This is a genomic window from Embleya sp. L77, from assembly GCF_055557415.1.
On sequence record NZ_CM145709.1, the window covers coordinates 6,213,625 to 6,231,146 of the forward strand.

Annotated in this window: 17 protein-coding genes; 13 read left to right on the forward strand and 4 right to left on the reverse strand. The window is 71.5% G+C overall.

What is annotated here, in order from left to right; translation table 11 throughout:
• Window positions 1–6: 6 nt before the first annotated feature.
• Window positions 7–306 (reverse strand): Dabb family protein, encoded by a 300-nt coding sequence (locus ACZOOI_RS26350; RefSeq protein WP_465278166.1) that lies wholly within the window; start codon window positions 304–306, stop codon window positions 7–9.
• 123 nt (window positions 307–429) lie between these two features.
• Here ACZOOI_RS26350 and ACZOOI_RS26355 point away from each other — a divergent pair, with 123 nt between their 5' ends.
• From ACZOOI_RS26355 to ACZOOI_RS26400, 10 genes are all read left to right on the forward strand, one after another.
• On the forward strand, window positions 430–2,226 hold the full coding sequence (locus ACZOOI_RS26355; protein WP_465278167.1) for a carbon-nitrogen hydrolase family protein: 1,797 nt from the start codon (window positions 430–432) through the stop codon (window positions 2,224–2,226).
• Window positions 2,223–3,035 (forward strand): hypothetical protein, encoded by an 813-nt coding sequence (locus ACZOOI_RS26360; RefSeq protein ID WP_465278168.1) that lies wholly within the window; start codon window positions 2,223–2,225, stop codon window positions 3,033–3,035. Before ACZOOI_RS26355 ends, ACZOOI_RS26360 begins: the two co-directional genes overlap by 4 nt.
• A 193-nt stretch (window positions 3,036–3,228) precedes the next feature.
• Window positions 3,229–4,965, forward strand: coding sequence for an aromatic ring-hydroxylating dioxygenase subunit alpha (locus ACZOOI_RS26365; protein WP_465278169.1), 1,737 nt, complete (start codon window positions 3,229–3,231; stop codon window positions 4,963–4,965).
• The gene (locus ACZOOI_RS26370; RefSeq protein ID WP_465278170.1) at window positions 4,962–5,771 is read left to right on the forward strand and encodes a hypothetical protein; all 810 of its coding nucleotides are present in this window, start codon (window positions 4,962–4,964) and stop codon (window positions 5,769–5,771) included. Before ACZOOI_RS26365 ends, ACZOOI_RS26370 begins: the two co-directional genes overlap by 4 nt.
• Window positions 5,768–6,757, forward strand: a complete 990-nt coding sequence (locus ACZOOI_RS26375) for a hypothetical protein (protein WP_465278171.1) — start codon at window positions 5,768–5,770, stop codon at window positions 6,755–6,757. The genes ACZOOI_RS26370 and ACZOOI_RS26375 overlap by 4 nt, the downstream gene beginning before the upstream one ends.
• Entirely contained in the window at window positions 6,754–7,599 is an 846-nt protein-coding gene (locus ACZOOI_RS26380; RefSeq protein ID WP_465278172.1) for an SDR family oxidoreductase, read from the forward strand. The genes ACZOOI_RS26375 and ACZOOI_RS26380 overlap by 4 nt, the downstream gene beginning before the upstream one ends.
• On the forward strand, window positions 7,596–8,318 hold the full coding sequence (locus ACZOOI_RS26385; protein ID WP_465278173.1) for a hypothetical protein: 723 nt from the start codon (window positions 7,596–7,598) through the stop codon (window positions 8,316–8,318). Before ACZOOI_RS26380 ends, ACZOOI_RS26385 begins: the two co-directional genes overlap by 4 nt.
• The gene (locus tag ACZOOI_RS26390; protein ID WP_465278174.1) at window positions 8,315–9,058 is read left to right on the forward strand and encodes a maleate cis-trans isomerase family protein; all 744 of its coding nucleotides are present in this window, start codon (window positions 8,315–8,317) and stop codon (window positions 9,056–9,058) included. Before ACZOOI_RS26385 ends, ACZOOI_RS26390 begins: the two co-directional genes overlap by 4 nt.
• A gap of 81 nt (window positions 9,059–9,139) precedes the next feature.
• On the forward strand, window positions 9,140–9,799 hold the full coding sequence (locus tag ACZOOI_RS26395; protein WP_465278175.1) for a hypothetical protein: 660 nt from the start codon (window positions 9,140–9,142) through the stop codon (window positions 9,797–9,799).
• A gap of 143 nt (window positions 9,800–9,942) precedes the next feature.
• Window positions 9,943–10,752, forward strand: coding sequence for an IclR family transcriptional regulator (locus ACZOOI_RS26400; RefSeq protein WP_465278176.1), 810 nt, complete (start codon window positions 9,943–9,945; stop codon window positions 10,750–10,752).
• A gap of 97 nt (window positions 10,753–10,849) precedes the next feature.
• On the opposite strand, the gene ACZOOI_RS26405 is transcribed toward ACZOOI_RS26400, so the two are convergent.
• A complete protein-coding gene (locus ACZOOI_RS26405; protein ID WP_465278177.1) occupies window positions 10,850–11,542 on the reverse strand; it encodes a hypothetical protein in 693 nt (230 codons plus the stop codon).
• A 60-nt stretch (window positions 11,543–11,602) separates the two neighbouring features.
• Window positions 11,603–13,336 carry a neocarzinostatin apoprotein domain-containing protein gene (locus ACZOOI_RS26410; RefSeq protein ID WP_465278178.1) on the reverse strand — a complete coding sequence of 578 codons (1,734 nt, stop codon included), beginning with the start codon at window positions 13,334–13,336 and terminating at the stop codon, window positions 11,603–11,605.
• A gap of 337 nt (window positions 13,337–13,673) precedes the next feature.
• Between ACZOOI_RS26410 and ACZOOI_RS26415 the strand changes: the two genes are divergently transcribed.
• The 3 genes from ACZOOI_RS26415 (at window position 13,674) to ACZOOI_RS26425 (ending at window position 16,965) form a co-directional block, all read left to right on the forward strand.
• Window positions 13,674–14,651, forward strand: coding sequence for an alpha/beta hydrolase (locus ACZOOI_RS26415; RefSeq protein WP_465278179.1), 978 nt, complete (start codon window positions 13,674–13,676; stop codon window positions 14,649–14,651).
• A 53-nt stretch (window positions 14,652–14,704) separates the two neighbouring features.
• Entirely contained in the window at window positions 14,705–16,078 is a 1,374-nt protein-coding gene (locus ACZOOI_RS26420) for an MFS transporter (RefSeq protein ID WP_465278180.1), read from the forward strand.
• Between the two features lie 83 nt (window positions 16,079–16,161).
• Entirely contained in the window at window positions 16,162–16,965 is an 804-nt protein-coding gene (locus ACZOOI_RS26425) for an IclR family transcriptional regulator (RefSeq protein ID WP_465278181.1), read from the forward strand.
• A 95-nt stretch (window positions 16,966–17,060) separates the two neighbouring features.
• Here ACZOOI_RS26425 and ACZOOI_RS26430 read toward each other — a convergent pair whose 3' ends face one another.
• Complete coding sequence (locus tag ACZOOI_RS26430) at window positions 17,061–17,507, reverse strand: DUF3598 family protein (protein ID WP_465278182.1); 447 nt, start codon at window positions 17,505–17,507, stop codon at window positions 17,061–17,063.
• Between the last annotated feature and the right edge of the window lie 15 nt (window positions 17,508–17,522).

Consider the following 17,522-nt stretch of genomic DNA (forward strand, 5'->3'; position numbering starts at 1 on the left):
GGCGGTTCAACCCTGCTCGTCGACCACCGCGCGGTCGGTCAACCGCGGGTGCAGCCACGCCGCGACGACGCGATGCGCCGGATCGTCCCGATAGGCCGCCAGTGCCCGCGCCGAGCGGTGCACGGTGGTCATCCGCAGGTGGAATCGCGGCGCCGGCGCGTTCGTGCCCTCGCCGACCGAGCCGTCCACGCCGACGGTCATCGACTCGATGTGCTCGATGCGCTTCGCCATGTCCGTGAGGAGCTCTTGGGCGGCTTCGGCGTCACACGGGTCGGCGAACCGCATCAGGACGGTGTGGACGATCATCGCGATACCCCCTCGAAATCCTCGGCGATCTGTTGCGCCGAGGACCGCGAGTGTATGTTTGGGAAACACTGTTCCGCTAGAGGAACCGGCTTGATCCGGTTCGGGACGCTGCCAGGGGGCTCCATGCACGAGCACGGCACGGCATCCACGGTCACCGTTGCGGCAGCGCAGTTCGCGGTGGGCACGGACCGGGCGGAGAACCTGACCGCCTGTTTGCGCGCCATCGACGAGGCCGCCGGACGGGGCGCACGGATCGTCGTGCTCCCGGAGTTCTGCAACCACCTGTCCTGGTATCCCGATCGAGCCGCCGCCCGGCGACTGGCCTGCCGCGAAGGAGACGCGTTCCTCACCGCGCTCGCCGAGCGCGCCGCACGCCACGGCGTCTACGTGAAGACCGGCGTGACCTACGCCCACCCGGACGGCCGCACCTGCGGAACCGGTGTTCTGCACGGACCGGACGGCAGCGTCCTCGCGCTCGCCGACAAGCAGATCCTCATGGGCTCGGAGAACGACTTCCTCGACCCCGCACTCACGCCGTCACCCGTCGTGCCCACCCCCTGGGGGCCCGTGGGCCTGTACGCCTGCATGGAAGGCGTCATCACCGAACCCGCCCGCTGCCTCGCCGTGCGCGGAGCCCGACTGCTCCTGAACAGCCTCAACTCCTTCGCCACCGACGAGGCGTCGCTGCACGTGCCCGTACGCGCCGCGGAGAACCGCGTATGGGTGATCGCCGCCAACAAGGTCGGCGCACTGGTCCCCGCCGACGTGGCCGCCGCCGTCGCCGCCGGACTCGGCATCCCCTTGGACCGCCTCCACGGTGCCGGCGAGAGCCAGATCGTGGCACCGGACGGCACCGTGGTGGCCCGCTCGCCCGCCACCGGCGAAGCGGTGATCGTCGCCGACATCGACACCTCCCTCGCCGACGACAAGATCCGTCCCGACGGCACCGACCTGTTCGCCTCCCGTCGACCGCACGTGTACCGCCCGCTCGTCAACACCGCCACCCGCCGGCCCCGCGCCGTCGGCGCCGACCGCACGCTCGCGCGCATCGTGCACCCGGCGGGCACCGGACCCGACGCGGTGGCCGACGCCGCCGCCCTGCTGCGCGAAGCCGTCGCCGACGGGATCGACCTGGTCGTCCTTCCCGAACTCTTCCCCTTCCCGGGCCCTCCGCTCGACGAAGCCCCAACCCACGCACCCCCGTTCCCGCGCATCGACCGCGCCGTCGCGCTCGCGGCCGACACCCGCACCGCCGTCGCGCGGGCGCTGCACGGGGGACGCACCCACGCGGTGCTCAGCCTTCCCTCGCCCGAAGGCGACGCACACCTGGGCTACGTCGTCGGGCCCCGAGGGATCGTGCACATCCAGCCCCGACTGCACCGCAGCGCCCGGCACCGGTCGTGGACCACCCGCGAGCCGGGCGACACGCTCACCGTGGTCGACCTTCCCTTCGGCCGACTCGCGGTGTTGGTCGGAGACGACCTGCTGTACCCGGAGGCCGCCCGCCTGGCCGCGATCGGCGGCGCCGAGGTCGTCGCCGCACCCCACGCGCCCACGCAGTCCTGGGAGTTCACCCTCGGCCTGCCCGAACGCGCCGCCGAGAACCGCATCAACCTCGTCGCCGCCGGACGCGAGACCCCCGCCCTGCCGACACCACCGGGCGGGATCTTCACCCTGTCACCCGACTTCACCCTGTGGACCACCTGGCAGGGCCCGTTCACCGGCCGGATCAGCCACCCCCTGGTCACCGCCCAGGCCGGCCGCGCCACGACCGCCGAGATCCGGCCCGCGCTCGCCGCGAACCGCCTCGTCTCCCGCGGCACCGACCTCGTCGACGGCCGTCCCCGGCATCTCCTGGACGCGCTGGTGACCCGGCCGGCGCACGCGCAACCTCCACAGGTCGAGAAAGGACCGCGATGACACCCGAGACCGTACGCCGCGTCGAGGACATGCTGGACGACTCACCCGTCGTGGACGTGACCGAGACGTTCCTGGTCTGGAAAGCACTCCTGGACGACCTCAAGGCCAAGATCGATGCCCGCTTCACCCTCGTCCGCGACCCCTCCACCCTCGACCTGGAAACCTACGGGACCCACCCCGACGGACCCGGCGGCAGCATCGCCGCGTACAGCGGCCCCTACGTCGACTGGATGGTCCACTCCTGGCTCGGCAACCCGACCAAGGGTTTCGCCAACCTGCACCTGACCGTCTGGCTCGGACCCCACATCCGCGTCCCCCACCTGGGCATCGCCCTGCTGGTCTGGCCCCAGGGCTGGTTCTACCTCGACTTCCTCCCGCGCACCCAACTCGTCGCCGACGGCGACTATTTCGACCGCTACTACGCACCCCTCGAGGACGAATGGCTCGAGGTCCGCGACGAATACGGGCAACTGAGCTGGTTCACCAGCCGCGCCGGATTCATCCGCACGAGCCTGTCGCCCACCGCCTACTGCTACTCGATGCCCACCACCGCCGAACACATCGACCTGGTGTCCCGACTCACCCACGCACACGTCGACCGCTGGCTCGGCTGGGTGGACGAGGCACCGCGGGTGCCCCGCGACGAGCGCCCCGGACTCGCCGCCCGGGACCTGGCCATCCGACGCAACATCGCCGAGCGCGACCCCGCCAACACCATGGCGGTGCGCTACTTCGGCCGCGACACGACCGACCGCCTGGTCCGCGCCCTGTGGGGCGGGGATCGCGAACTGCGCCGGCCCGGCGCATGACCGCAGCCGACGAACCACCCACACCGCCGGATCGCGGCGCCTCACTCCACCGGCCCGCCGGCCGGTCGCCTGGACCTCGACCGCATCGCCCTGGTGGGGCACTCCGCCGGCGGGACGTTGGCGCTGCAATCCGCGCGCTTCGTGCCGGGTGTGCGCGGTCGTCACCTAGGCCGCGCACCTGCGGCCGGCCGCGATGCCGGGCCGGCCGCCCGACACGATCCTGCCCGCCCACACCGATGCCCCGGTCCTGCTGATCGCCGGCGAACGCGACGAGGTCATCGCCTCCGGCGCGGACCGCTACGCGACGACGCTGCCCGATCCGGTGGCCGCCACCTTCGCGCACTCCCTCCCCGAGGCCGCCCGCGAGCACCTGAACGTGGTTCTGTGCGGCGCCGGACACTTCGCCATCACCGACTCCGACGACCACACCACCGCACGCGGCTTCCTCGAAACCCCGCGAGCCGACGTCGAGCCCGACACGATCCGCGCCGAACTCGCCGCGCTGGTCGCCGCGTTCTGCCTGGCACACCTGCGCGACGATCCCCGGGCACGCGCCCGGATCCACGCGCCGACCGATCCCGCGTGGGACACCCACGTCCGCGTGGCCGGCCGACGCCGACCCGCCCCCCCGCACCCCCACGGGGAAGGCCGCCGAAGCGGCCCTCCGAGCGCACCCGAGCCGAGGAGGCAACCGGTGTTCAAGAATTTCTGGTATGCGGTCGAGTTCACCGAACGCGTCGACCGCACACCGCGACAGATCACGTGCCTGGGCCAGCGCCTGGTCATCTACCGCGACACGGCCGGCCGGCCGGTGTGCCTGTCCGACCTGTGTGCGCACCGTGGCGCCGCCCTGTCCGGCGGATGGCTCGCGGGGGACTGTGTGGTCTGCCCCTACCACGGCTGGGAGTACCGACCGGACGGCGCCACCACCAAGATCCCGGCGAACCAGCCCGGCCGCGGCATCCCGCCCAAGGCCCGCGTCGACGCGTACCCCACCTCCGAACGCTACGGACTGCTGTGGGTCTTCCTCGGCGACCTCCCCGAGGAGGAACGCCCGCCCATCCCGCACTGGCCCGAGTTCGACGACCTCGTCCAGGGCGGCGGAAGGTTCCGCGCCGTCCACGGCGAGTTCCTGTGGCACAGCAACTACGAACGCATCCTCGAGAACGGCTGCGACATCGCCCACACCCCCTTCGTACACTCCGGGTCCTTCGGCAACCCGCAACGCCCGGACGTCGAGGAGTACACCCTCGAAGAACCCGACGAATGGTCCGCGTTCGCCACGGTGAACCTGCACCCGCCCGCCGCCAAAGGAGTGTGGTCGCGGCTGTACAAACGCTCCGCCGATCTCGCCGAACGACCGCCCGTCGCGGTCACCGCCGGATGGATGCTGCCCAACCTGATCAAGCTCCACGTGCGACTACCGCTCGGCAACATGATCATCTACGACACCAACATCCCCGTGGACGAGACCACCACCCTGGTGAAGTTCATCGCCCTACGGGACTTCTTCACCGGCACGTGGGCGGACAACAACGCCCGCAAACGCGTCATGCGGATCTTCGGCGAGGACGCGCCCGTCGTCGACGCCGTCCGCCCCGAACTGCTGCCCGCCGATCTCGGCGCCGAACTCCACCTCAAATCCGACCTGATCTCCGTCGCCTACCGACGCAGACGCCGCGAACTCGCCGCCAAAGGCTGGCTCGTCGGCGTCGAGGACACCGTTGTCGGGGACGACCACGCGCGCACCACGGCCACGGTCATCCCCTCACCCGGACGTCGCCAAGTCCCGGAACTGGGCCGTGCATGGGCCCGCAAACGTCCCCACGTCGAGTCGGCGACCGACAGCGACACCAACCCCACCGACCCGCCACCGAACGCCGACGCGTCACGCACCCCGGACTCCGACCACCTCACGGAGCGCACATGAGCGCCGACCGCCACGTCTCCACCGCGTCCACACTCACCGCCCGCCTGTGCCTGGACGTGCTGCGACGCCTGGTCGAGGCCACCGACCTCACGGAAGCCACGACACCCGACACCACGCCGGGGCAACCCCGGCGCATCCTCCACAGCCCCGCCTTCCCCGAACCGGTCGGCAACGTACGCGTGTTCCGGGGCACCCGAGTGGCGCACGCCGTCTACATCGGCCTCACCGCCCCGCCCATCGGCCTGGACAGCCACATGGTCTTCGCGTTCGGCCCGGCCGCGACCGCCCTGCCGCACTTCACCCTCGACTCCGTCGCCGCACAGGGCGGATACGCCTTCCACCTGGACCTCGTACCCCGAGTCGACCTGGCCTCGCACCTGGTCTACATGGACCACACCTACGCGCCGTTGACGCCCTGGTTCGAACGAGGCCGCGACATACCCGGCCTGAGCGAGGCCGCCATCGGTCCGCGCCAGCGGGCCCTGATGTCCCCGTGGATGCTCGTCCACCGCGCCACCGAGGACGCCTTCCGCGCCATCGACCCCATCGTCCACGCCTACCTCGACCACTGGCTGCACCTGGCCCACGCCGGACTGCCCGCGCCGGTGGCGGCGACCCTCGCCGACACCGACCCGATCGCCCGTGACCGGGCGCTGCGTGCCGCCCTGTTCGACCCCGACGTCGACCCCGTCTGGCAGCAGGTCGCCCGGCTCATCGGCGACCACGACGCCGATCTCGTGCGTCTCCTGCTCCAACACGGACCCGACCACGCATCACCCCACCGAGCGGAGGATCCCCGCCCATGACGACCACCGACACCGCCGCCTCGACCGCGGACGGCCCCGGCCCCAGCGTGTGGCAGCGCCGCATCACCGGCGAATGGCACGGCCGCCCCTCCCTGTTCGACGCCGACGGAACCTGGTGCGGCTACGAGGACACCCGACGCTCCTCCGTCTACGAGGACGGCACCACCACCTACCTCATGGACGGCAGCCTCACCGCAGGCGGCCCGCTGGCCGGCCGCCTGCGGCTCGGCGCGCCCTTCGCCTTCGGCGTCGTCGACTCCGACGCCGACCGCCTCTACACCGGACCCGACTTCCACGGCAGCGGCCAACCGTACGGATCGTTCGTGGACGCCCGCTACTACGGCCCCGGCTGGCAGGTCGCCCTCAACACCTGGAACCAGGTCCTGGCCGACGGCGACACCCAGGTCTACTCCTCGATCCTCTACCAGGGCTGGGCCGTCGTCGGCTGCTTCAACGGCGTCTACCGGCGCACCGACGACTTCGACAGCAACAGTGAGACCCGCGCCCGCGTCACCGCCTTCCTCGAGGAGGAGACCGACAACGGGCCGGTGTCCTTCATCCTCCCCACCAAGGAGACCACCCGCTACGCCGGCACGTGCCAACTCTGGTCGGACCGGCAAAAGCTCCTCGGCGACGTGGAGATGAGCATCGACGTCGAACCCCTGGACCTGCTGCGCACCCGGCTGCACACCACCTGGTCCGGTGCGGTGGACCGGCGCTTCACCGTCGAACGGCGCCGCGACGGCACACGCTCCTTCATCGAAGGACCCGACGCCTGGGGCAACGCCCAAGCCTTCGGCCGGGCGAGCTTTCCCCACTGGCACTTCACGCACAGCGCCACGGAGGTCAAGGGCCGCGAGTTCGCCATCGACACCCGCCCCGGGATGAACGCCGGCCGCGTCCTCGCCGTCGCCTACGAACTCTTCGACGGCAACCGACTCACCGGTGTCCTGCACGGCACCCTCACCCGGCAGGACACCCCGTGACACCAGGCCCCGAAGGCCGCCCCACCGTCGTCGTCACCGGCGGCACCCGCGGCATCGGCCTCGGACTCGCCCGCGCCTTCCTCGACCGGGGCTGCCGCGTCGCGTTGTGCGGCCGCAGCGCAGCGTCGACCGACAACGCGGTGCGGACCCTGTGCGCGCCACCCGGGCGACTCCTCGGCGTCGCCGCCGACGTCACCGACCGGTCTCGGCTCCGCGAACTGTGGGACCGGACGGTGGGGACCTTCGGCGCGGTCGACATCTGGATCAACAACGCGGGCGCGACCACACCCCGACGACCCCTGTGGGATCTGCCCGCCGCCGACATCGACACGGTCGTCTCGGTCAACGTCCTCGCCGTCGCGCACGGATCCGCCGTCGCCCTGGCGGGCTTCGCCGAGCAGCGATCGGGCCGGCTGTGGAACATGGAGGGATTCGGCTCCGACGGCCGCCTCATGCCCGGCCTGACCGGTTACGGCGCCACCAAACGCGCCGTCACCTACCTGACCGACGCCCTCGCGAAGGAGGTGGCCGCCGCCGACCTCGGCGACGTCCGCGTGGCCCACCTCTCGCCCGGCATGGTGGTCACCGATCTCCTCACCCACGGCTACACCGACCGGGAGCTCGAGCGCTCGCGCAAGGTCTTGTCCCTGCTCGCCGACCGCGTGGAAACCGTCGCCCCCTGGCTCGCCGACCGCGTGCTCGCCGGCGCGCCCTATGGCGGCCGCGTCGCCTGGCTGACCAGACGCAAGGCGTTCACGCGATTCGCGCTGGCACCCGTCCGCCGCCGCGACCCCTTCGCCCCTTCACCCACGACCGTCGACGGCCGCGGAGGTGGTGCATGACCCACTACCCCCTCCCGCTCGCCCTGGAGGACTTCGTCCCGGTGCTGCTGACGGCGGGCGGAGCGGCACTTCTGGTGCCCTACCTCGCCCGCCGTGCTCCCGAAGGCGCCGGGCGCGCCGCGGCCGGGGTGTGCCTGGTTCTCGCGGGCGGCTCGGCCAAGGCGACCTGGAAGCTGATCGTCGCGCTGGACGGGCCGGACCTGCGATGGCTGGAGAGCGCGCTGTTCCCCTGCCTGGGTGTCGGGTTCGCCCTGCTCGCTCACGCGGCCCTGTCGGCCCGGCCGAGCGGGACGGCGTCCTTTGCGCGGCCCGGGGAGGGCACCTCGCGCCCACCGCCGCTGTGGGCGTTCCTCGCCGTGTGCGCGGCCGCGAGCGTGGCCGCCGCCGCCCTGCGCAGCACCTGGCCGGTCCTGCTGTTGACGATCGTGATGAGCAGCCTCACCGCCGTTCGGCTGATCATCCTGGCGAGGGCGGACGACGACGCCCCTTCGGCGGCGCTGCTGGGGACCTGGCTCCTGGGCATGTACGCCCTCGGCCCGCTCGCCTCCCGCCCGGACCAGTCGGTGGCCCTGCAATGGATCGAGCAGTCCTGCAACACCGTCACGCAGGCGGCGTTCGCATGGGCGTGCAGACGCCTGAGCCGCCCACGGCATCCCCCCGGTGGCCCCGCAGCCCCCGCAACCACCAAGACCCGAACCGAGACGGAGCCGACGACATGACCGACGCGCTCGGCTGGCGCCGCAAGCTCGCGGTGATCGCCCCGAGCACCAACACCATCGTGGAACCGGACTTCTACGCGATGTCCGTCCCCGGCGTCACCGCCCACTTCAGCCGCATCCACATCCGCGACCAGGACATGAACGGCGACGAGGGCATGAACCACCTGCTCGAGCAGATCCGCGCCGGTATCGGCGCGGCCTGCGAACGCGTCCTGACCTGCGAGCCCGAGGCCGTGGTGATGGGCATGTCCGCCGAAACGTTCTGGGGCGGCGTGGAAGGCAACCGCGCCTTCGTCGACCACATCCATCGCATCACCGGCCTGCCCGTCACCACCGGCGCCGAGGCATGCCGGCGGGCACTCGAGTTGTTCGGGGCGAAACGCATCGCCGTCGTCACCCCCTACCAGCCGGTCGGCGACGCGAACGTCTACCAGTTCTTCACCGAACTCGGCTTCGACGTGGCGACCGTCCACGGCCTGCGTTGCCCCACCGCCGTGTCCATCGCCCACGTCGACGAGGACACCCTGCGTGCGGCGCTGAGGAAGGTGGACGGCCCGGACGTGGACGCCATCGTCCAATGCGGCACCAACCTGTCGATGATCCGCCTCGCCGACGAGGCCGAACGATGGCTCGGCAAACCCGTCATCGCCATCAACGCCGCCACCTGGTGGCTGGCACTGCGCAGCAACGGCATCACCGACGCCGTTCACGGTGCCGGGCGCCTGCTGCGCGAGCACTGAACCCGACACTCCCGTCGGCGCCTTCGCCCTCGTCCATTCGTCCCGGCCGCCGGCCGGCCGGCCGATCCCCGGGAGCCCGCCATGAGACCTCGGCACGCAACCCTCACGACCCTGTGCGCGCTCGTCGGAGCCGGAACCGCACTCGCGACGGCACCGGCCGCGCACGCGGCCCAGGCCACCGTCCAGTACACATGCCAAGTCCCGTTCGCCGGTGCCACGTCCGCACCCGTGACCCTTTCCCTCACCGCGACGCCCGACGCGCCCGCCGCCGGACAGGAGGTGACCTTCACCTGGAAGTCCGAACCGGTAGCGCAACTCGCCGGACCGGCGCCCTACGACACCGACTCCATGCAGACGACCGGCACTCTCGCCCTGTCGGGTGCCCACAACGGTGCGGTCACCATGTCCAGCCCCCGCAAGAACCCCGCCGTGCAGCCCGGCAATCCGCTGCCGATCGGAGAGATGACCGGCAAGACCACCGTCACCGGCACCGGGCACACCACCGTCACCCCCGGCCGCTTCGTCCTCGACGTCGCCTACAAGGGGCGCACCATCCAGGTCCCGTGCGAACCACAGAACCCCACCACAGTTCTCACGCTCGGGAAGGAAAAGGCCGTGGCCGAGGGCGACGGCTCGGATCACACGACGGCGATCGCCCTCGGTGCGACGGGCGCCGTGATCCTCGTCGCAGGCGCGACGGCACTCGTGCTGCGTCGGCGCCGCACACACGCCGCGCCCTGAAGCGCACCTTCGGCCCCGCTCCCGCACCGGAGCGGGGCCTTCGCCCATCTCTGCCTCGTGTCCTGATCACATACGGCGTTCCGCAGGGGGAAACAATCGGATGTCCCGGGGTACACTCGACACCCGGTTCGAAGGAGGAAGACGTGAACGGGCGTTCGTCGACCATGGAAGTCGAGGAGGCCGGCAGCAGGTCCATCGCCGCCGTCGAGCGCGCGATGGACGTCCTGCTCCTGTTCGGGCGCAGCGGCAGACCCGACCTCGGCATCACCGAGATCGCCGCGGAACTCGGTTTGACCAAGGCCGCCGTCCACCGCATCCTCACGGCCCTGCGAACCCGTCGCCTGATCAGCGCCGACCCCACCACGCGGCGATACGCCCTCGGCCCCGCGGCGGTGGCCCTGGGCCGCGCCTACCTGGCGCGCACGGACCTGCGTCTGCTCGCCGCGCCCGAACTGCGCACCCTGGCGGACGAATGCGGGGAGACCGCGACGCTGTCGGTGCGCCGGGGCAACGCCCGGTTGTATGTCGATCAGGTGGTGCCGGTGCAGGAGTTGCGGATCGAGGTGATCCTGGGCACGCCCTACCCGCTGCATGCCGGAGCCTCCTCCAAGGCGATGCTCGCGTTCCTGAGCGCCGGCGAGATCGACGCGTACCTCGAGCACCGCGACCTCGAGGCGCTCACCGCCAAGACCATCACGCAGGCGGACAAGCTCCGCAGGGAACTCGCCGTGATTCGCAGGCGCGGATACGCGATGTCGGTGGGCGAACGCCAGGACGGTGCCGTGGCCGTGGCCGCGCCCGTGCTCGACCACGACGGCGTGATGATCGCCTCCCTCAGCGTGGCCGGCCCGCAGACCCGCTTCCGCGGCAGACTCGTCGACCGCGCCCCTGCGGTGGTGGCCGCCGCCCGACGATTGTCGTCCGAGTTCGGCCACCGCAGCGACGGCGGGTGAACCGACGTTCAGGTCGGGCGGCGGGTGCGTTCCGCCGCCCGGCCTCGCGCGCCGCCGGGTGGGCGGATCGTCCTGTGGGCCGGTCCGGGACGACGGCCTACAGATGCGCGCCCGGTTTGAGGATCCCCAGGGCCGCGGCGGCCAGGATCGAGGCCCAGATGCCGAACACGAACGGCAGGCACCCGTCGATCGACCGCTTGAGGCGACGCTCGACATCGGCGTTCGAACCGGTGGACATCAGGGTGGCGAACGCGGGACCGAAAAGGCGCAGGCGGACCCGGATGCCCAGACCACAGGCGATGGCGATCGCGTACAGCATGACCTTGGCGCCGAGCCAGCGGGGATTGGTGCCCACGCCGAAGGGCTCGTGCGCGGCGACGGTGTACAGCCCGACGGCGAACATGGCGCCCACGACGGCGAAACGGATCCAGCGATCGGTCCGCGCAACGAGGGGCCGACTGCCGTGGCGCACGTGTTCGTGCACGGTGAGTCCGAGCCAACCGAGTGCGAACAACCAGACCAGGGTGACGTTCCACCAGGTGAACACGTCGGCTCCGTGCGGTTCCAGAGCCATGAGGGTGACCCCGCTCGGCAGGAACAACACCAGGCACACGCGTGGCCCGAGGTCGAGGCCGAGCATGATCTGCAACGCGGTGTGCCGTGCCGCAGGCGTCAGATCCGACCGCAGGACGTAACGGCTCGACCAGAACACCCCCAGGTCACCGCCGAGCCAGAAGACGAACAGCACCACGTGCAGCAGGATCCACCACCCGTGCTCATGTGAGCCCATGTGCTCGGTCCCCTTCCGGCCGCCCGCAGGCGGCGGTGTCGTGCGGCGAACGGACGATGATCACGCGGTGTCGGCCAATCTCTCGACGGGGCGGCGGCGTTCGATCCACACTGCGGTGCCCAGGCACACGAGGAGGCATCCGACGGTGAGCGACCACAGCAGCGGCGACGTGTCGTCGGGGCCCGTGGGTGCGCCGGTGGTGGCGCCCTTCTCCGAGGCGACGGTTGTCCGGGCCTCGCCCTGGACGCTGCCGCCGGTGAATCCCAGACGGACGTCGACCGTGTTGGCGTCCACCAGCGCCTTGGGGTTCGAGCCGGGCAGGGGGCCGACGCCGATCACGCACTGTCGGGTGAGGCAGTCGACGCCGTGCACGGTAGTCACCATCGTCAGCACGACCTTGGGGAGCCGGCCGTGGGAGTCGATGTTGACGAAGGTGGCCCCGGCGGTCAGGTCGCACTGGTGTGGGCCGCTGTATCCCTCGGAGCACTGCCCGACCGCGACCGCCCGCAGGCCGGGACGGAATCCGTGCCCGGTGACGGTCACCTTCCGACCGGCGGTCAGGGCGTTGGTCGCGGTGACCTCGACGGTGGGCACTTCGCCGGCGTACGCGACCGGGACGCCCCCGCCACCCAGGAGGGCGGCGACGACCGTGGCGGCCCCCACGACCGCCACACCCGTCGCGCGCGTGCGCACCGGGACGAACACCCGCCCGCGAGGGGCCCGAACGCCGTACGCGGTCGCCACCGCCAACAGCCCGACCGGCGCGGCCAGCACGACGGAGGCGTCTTCCGCAGACAGCACACGCCCCAGCGCCCAGCGGCACGCGACGGCGACGACCGCGCCGAGGAACGCCCAGGAAGTGGGGCCGACGCAACGCAGGTTCGGATCGAGGGCACGGACTCGCGCGTCGAGGCGCACCGCCGCGAGAGCGCTCGCGCCGGCGGCGACCCCCAGGCCCGCCACCGCCGTGAGGCTGCCCGGGGCGGTGGCCACCAGAACCGAACCGGTCGCGGCCGCAACCAGGAGGACGGGAGCGCCTTGCGCCACGGGGGTACGGCGGGACAGCGCCGCCTCGACGGCCACCACGAGCGCGGCGGCGACCATCGCGCCCGCATACCTCCACGCGACCCCGGGCCCCAGGACCGTCCAACGGAACAAAAGCAGGTCCGACAGGACCACCGTCGAGCCGACGAACACGAATCCCGCACCGGCGTAACCGGCCAGAAGCGTCCGGGGAAGCACCTTCCCGGGTCGGGCGGACGAGGCGTCGGCAATGCCGGCCGGTCCCGTCCGCATCCGCCCGCGGGTGAGGACGAGCGGGAGGTGGAGCCCGCCCGCCACGGCGGCACAGACCGCGAGCGCGACCTCGGGATCGTCGGGCAACAGGGCACACACCACGCCGGACGCCGCGAGACCGAACAGAACGGCGGCGTACCACAGCGCGATCGTCCGCCCGAACGGGGCGGACCGCCTCGCCCCGTCCACCGCGCAACCCGCCGGCAGGCCCACCGCAAGCAGCGCCCCGCCGAAGACGGCCACATCGGGGACGAGGGCCGCGATCAGGAGCACAGCGCACGCGAGGACACCGCCCACGCCGCAGAGACGACGGGAGTCCTGCGCACGCAGCCAACGGCGGGACGCCGCCGCGGCCAGCCCCGTGAGCACCACCGTGGCCGACAGCATGTAGCGCACCGCCTTGACGGGCATGCCGACGACACCTCCGAGGGCGTCGCCCGACAGGACCAGCGCGCCGACGGTCAAACCCGCACCGAACGCGGCGACCAACGGCGACACGACCGACCTCGTCGCCCCCGCGGGTGGGGAGGCGGACGGGTCGACGTGCGGAGGTTCGACGGGGTGGATCATTGACCAACCGCCCTTCCGGCACTGCTGGATCGGCAGACGTCACCGGGGCTGCCGCGCCTCGCGTATTCGTGAGGGAAACACAGTTTTACTGTGTGGTACGGGCCGAAACAAGAGCCGGCGCTGCCGATTCCCGGCCGCGCCCCTTGACGACCGCGATCGGCGGGCGCTTAATACTCGTGACCGACAGCGGAACAATGTCTCCATAAGGGAAACATTATCGGCCGCGCTTCTCGCGGCGGGTTCCGCCATCCGCCGGGAGGATTCCATGGCACCGAGCCTTCGCGCGAGACGCGCGCTCGTCCGCCTTGTTGTTACCGTCGCCGCAGGCGTACTCGCCGCCGGTCCGGCCGCCGCCGGCACCATCACGGCCACGGAGGCGAGTTCGCCTGCCGCCGCGTCGAGCAGCAGCCCATACACGGGCGCATACGAGACGACGCTGGCCGGCGACCCGGCCACGGTCCACCACCCCCAACGCGTCGAAGGCCGCCGCTACCCGGTCGCGCTCCTGCTGCAGGGCGCCGACGTCCCACGCGCCAACTACGCCCGCTACGCCCAAACCGTCGCCTCGTACGGCTTCATCGTGGTCGTCCCCGACCACAACCGCCCCATCTTCGGCCGGCCGATGCTCTTCGCCGAGCAAAAGCAGGTGAACGACGCCGCCACGTGGATGGCGGCGGAAGACCTGCGCCCCGGCTCGCCCGTCGCGGGCGGGGTCGACACCGCGAGTCTGGTCCTCCTGGGCCACTCCGCGGGCGGCGTCGCCGGACTGTACGCCGTGGAGGGCACGTGCAAGCCTCCGTTCTGCGTCGGCCCCGTCTACTCGCGGCCCCCGCAGCTGCGCGCGGCCGCGTTGTTCGGAACCAATTCCACCGCCCCGGGCGTGCCCGGTGCGGACCCGATCGACACCGCGGGAGTGCCGGTTGCGCTGATCCAGGGCTCCGTCGACGGACGCGCGACGCTCTCGGCGGGGCAGGCCACCTATGACGCGATGAGCGGCAGCGCCCGGGCTCTGGTCGTGCTCGCCGGCGCGAATCACTACGGCCTGACCGACACGCAGAACCCGGTCGGTGCGCTGCCGGATCCCAACGCGCCCACCCTGCCCCAGGGACTGTCCGTCGATACGGCCGCCAAGTGGAGCGCCATGTGGTTGCGCGCCCAACTCGGCGACCCCGCGGCCAGGTTCTACGTATACGTCGTCGGCGACCTCGTCGATCCCAACGTCCGTATCCGGCACGGCGGCTGACCCGGACGCCGCGGGGCCCGCCCCGCGGCGCCCGCACACCCATCGGAGGCAGCGTGTCCCCGGAACAAGCGCCCCCCGTCGCCCAGGACGACGCACGCTCACCGCGATACGCGGGCCTGGTCCTCGCCGAAGGCATCACCCGCGCCAACATGGCCGCCTGTTTCCTCGCTTCGTTCGCCGTGGTCGCGACCTTGACGTTCGTGCCCGCGATCACTGCCCACCTGCTCACCGAACTGCTGGGGTACTCGAAGGACGACCGGGGCTCGGTCGTGGGCCGGCTGAACGTGGCCGCCGAAGTGGTGCTGCTCGCCACGATGGCCCTCTACGGCGCGCTCGCCGATCGCAGGGGCAGGCGCCCCGTCCTGGTGGCGGGGTTCGTGGTGTGCGCCGTCGGGCTGGTACTCATGCCTTTCGCCGGCTCCGTCGGGGTGCTCACGGTGTTTCGCATCGTCTTCGCACTGGGCGCCGCGGGGCTGACCGGGATGCTCGGCACCATCCTCGCGGACTACGCCGCCCCCTCGTATCGCGGCCGGGCAGGGGGGCTGAACGGCATCATGAACGGGATCGGCGCACTGTGCTCGGTGCTTTTGCTGGTCCGTCTCCCGGGTGCGTTCGAACGGGCCGGCCTCACTCCCGTCGCCGCCGCCCGGCTCGCCTTCGCTGTGGTCGCGATCCTCATCCTCGCCCTGGCGGCGGTACTCGGCCGGCGCCTGTCGCCGCTGCGGGTCAGCCGTGTGGGCAGACACGTTCCCCTGGCGGTCCTCGTCCGCGAGGGAGTGAAGGCGGCCAAGGATCCGGGAGTCGCCCTCGCCTATGCTGCCGCGTTCGTCTCCCGCGCCGACCTGGCGATCGTCGGAAGCTTCCTGGCGCTGTGGGTGAGCGACCACGCCGAGCAGGTTCGCGGAATGAGCAGCGCGGACGCCGTGGCGCGAGCCGGTCTCGTGGTGGCGATCGCGCAGACCGCGGCGCTGATCGGCGCCCCGCTCTTCGGCCGCGTCAGCGACCGGATCGGCAGGCAGGACGCCGTGATCCTGGCACTGGGGATCTCCGGCGCGGCGTACCTGAGCGCCCTGCTGGTTCCGGATCCGCTCGGCCCCGGCATGATCCCCGTCGCGATCGCCATCGGTCTCGGCGAGGTCGCCGGCATCACCTCCAGCGGGCCGCTCCTCGCCCAGCAAGCACCCCGCGACGTGCGCGGCTCTGCGTACGGAGTCTTCGCGTTCTGCGGCAGCGCCGGAATCCTGGTCGTGTCTCTCGCCGGTGGATACCTCTACGACCACTGGCGCCCGGCCGCGCCGTTCGCCCTCGTCGGAGCCTTCGGACTGGCCGCCTGCCTCTTCGGCCTGACGATCCGCCGCCGCGTCACCCCGCGCGAGGAAACCCCCATCGACGTCGCGGCCGACCGCACCCCGCCGCTCGACACGTAGCCCGGCTCGCAGGCCGCCGTGTTCCGTCACAGGAAACCCGGTACTGTCAACCGTTACAGTGGGCTCGTCGATGAGGAGGGGACATGGGCGGGTCGCGCGCGGCGACGGACGTTGACGACACCGGGAGCAGGTCGGTCGCCTCGGTCGAGCGCGCGATGGACGTGCTGCTCCTGTTCGGGCGCAGCGGGCGCCCTGATCTGGGCGTCACCGAGATCGCGACCGAACTCGACCTCACCAAAGCCGCGGTGCATCGCATCCTGACCGCCCTGCGCAGCAGGCGTCTGATCAGCGCGGACCCCACCACGCGCAGATACGCGCTGGGACCGGCCGCCGTGGCCCTGGGTCGGGCCTACCTGGCGCGCACCGACATGCGGCTTCTCGCGGCTCCGGAGCTTCGTCGACTCACGGACGAATGTGGCGAGACGGCCACGTTGTCCATCCGACGGGGGGACACCCGCCTGTATGTCGACCAGGTCGTGCCGGCTCAGGAACTGCGCATCGAGGTGGTCCTGGGGACGCCGTACCCGCTCCACGCGGGAGCCTCCTCGAAGGTGATGCTCGCCTACATGAGGGACAGCGAGATCGACGACTATCTCAGGCACCACCGGCTCGAGGCGCTCACACAGCGAACCATCGTCGACCCCCTCAAGCTGCGCAAGGAACTGCAGGCGATCCTCAAACGCGGGTACGCCACCTCCGTGGGCGAGCGCCAGGACGGCGCGGCGGCCGTGGCGGCCCCGGTCCTCGACCACGACGGCGTGATGATCGCTTCCGTGAGCGTCGCCGGTCCGCAGACCAGGTTCCGGGCCCGCTTGACGGAATGCGCGCCGCTGGTCGTCGCGGCCGCCGAGCGGCTTTCCGCGGAATTCGGCCACGAAACCGCATAGGACCGATCCGTCGGCCCACCCGCGCGGGCGGGCCGCCGGTCACGGTCGGCGGGCCATCGTCCGCGGCCGCGCCGGCGTCCCCGAAGCCGAGGTCGTTACAGTCCCCGGCGCCGTTCGTTGATCACCACTCGGCGGGTGCAGTGTCCGTTCTCGATGAAGTGCCAGGTGCGGCAGCGGGTGTTGCCGTCCTGCGAGAGGTGGATCATCTCGTAGAAGTACCCGGACGGATCGTGCTTGTAGGTCCAGGTCAGCACGGTGATCTTGTCGTCGACGTCCCACGCGTAGCCGGTCATCCGCTCGGTGTCGAACCAGATGCGGCCGTCCTTGTAGGTGGCCGGGAAGCGGAACTCCTCGTACCGGCCGTCCTCCCACCTGTATCGATTGGTCTGCAGGTAGGGGTATTCGCCATCGTCGGGAAAGGCGCACGAGAGGTGCGCGTGGTGCCGGTCTGTGACCGTGCCGTCCTCGTCGATGTAGGTGTATATGCCTTCCCAGTCGCCTTCGTGGCGGGCGAGCGTCGTCATGTCCTCGCGGATGCCCATGGCGGGGTCCCTTCG

What these genes read in the sequence shown, in the direction of transcription:
- ACZOOI_RS26350 (WP_465278166.1), bottom strand. Translation starts at nt 306, where the DNA reads ATGATCGTCCACACCGTCCTGATGCGGTTCGCCGACCCGTGTGACGCC.
- ACZOOI_RS26355 (WP_465278167.1), top strand. Translation starts at nt 430, where the DNA reads ATGCACGAGCACGGCACGGCATCCACGGTCACCGTTGCGGCAGCGCAG.
- ACZOOI_RS26360 (WP_465278168.1), top strand. Translation starts at nt 2,223, where the DNA reads ATGACACCCGAGACCGTACGCCGCGTCGAGGACATGCTGGACGACTCA.
- ACZOOI_RS26365 (WP_465278169.1), top strand. Translation starts at nt 3,229, where the DNA reads ATGCCGGGCCGGCCGCCCGACACGATCCTGCCCGCCCACACCGATGCC.
- ACZOOI_RS26370 (WP_465278170.1), top strand. Translation starts at nt 4,962, where the DNA reads ATGAGCGCCGACCGCCACGTCTCCACCGCGTCCACACTCACCGCCCGC.
- ACZOOI_RS26375 (WP_465278171.1), top strand. Translation starts at nt 5,768, where the DNA reads ATGACGACCACCGACACCGCCGCCTCGACCGCGGACGGCCCCGGCCCC.
- ACZOOI_RS26385 (WP_465278173.1), top strand. Translation starts at nt 7,596, where the DNA reads ATGACCCACTACCCCCTCCCGCTCGCCCTGGAGGACTTCGTCCCGGTG.
- ACZOOI_RS26390 (WP_465278174.1), top strand. Translation starts at nt 8,315, where the DNA reads ATGACCGACGCGCTCGGCTGGCGCCGCAAGCTCGCGGTGATCGCCCCG.
- ACZOOI_RS26395 (WP_465278175.1), top strand. Translation starts at nt 9,140, where the DNA reads ATGAGACCTCGGCACGCAACCCTCACGACCCTGTGCGCGCTCGTCGGA.
- ACZOOI_RS26405 (WP_465278177.1), bottom strand. Translation starts at nt 11,542, where the DNA reads ATGGGCTCACATGAGCACGGGTGGTGGATCCTGCTGCACGTGGTGCTG.
- ACZOOI_RS26415 (WP_465278179.1), top strand. Translation starts at nt 13,674, where the DNA reads ATGGCACCGAGCCTTCGCGCGAGACGCGCGCTCGTCCGCCTTGTTGTT.
- ACZOOI_RS26425 (WP_465278181.1), top strand. Translation starts at nt 16,162, where the DNA reads ATGGGCGGGTCGCGCGCGGCGACGGACGTTGACGACACCGGGAGCAGG.
- ACZOOI_RS26430 (WP_465278182.1), bottom strand. Translation starts at nt 17,507, where the DNA reads ATGGGCATCCGCGAGGACATGACGACGCTCGCCCGCCACGAAGGCGAC.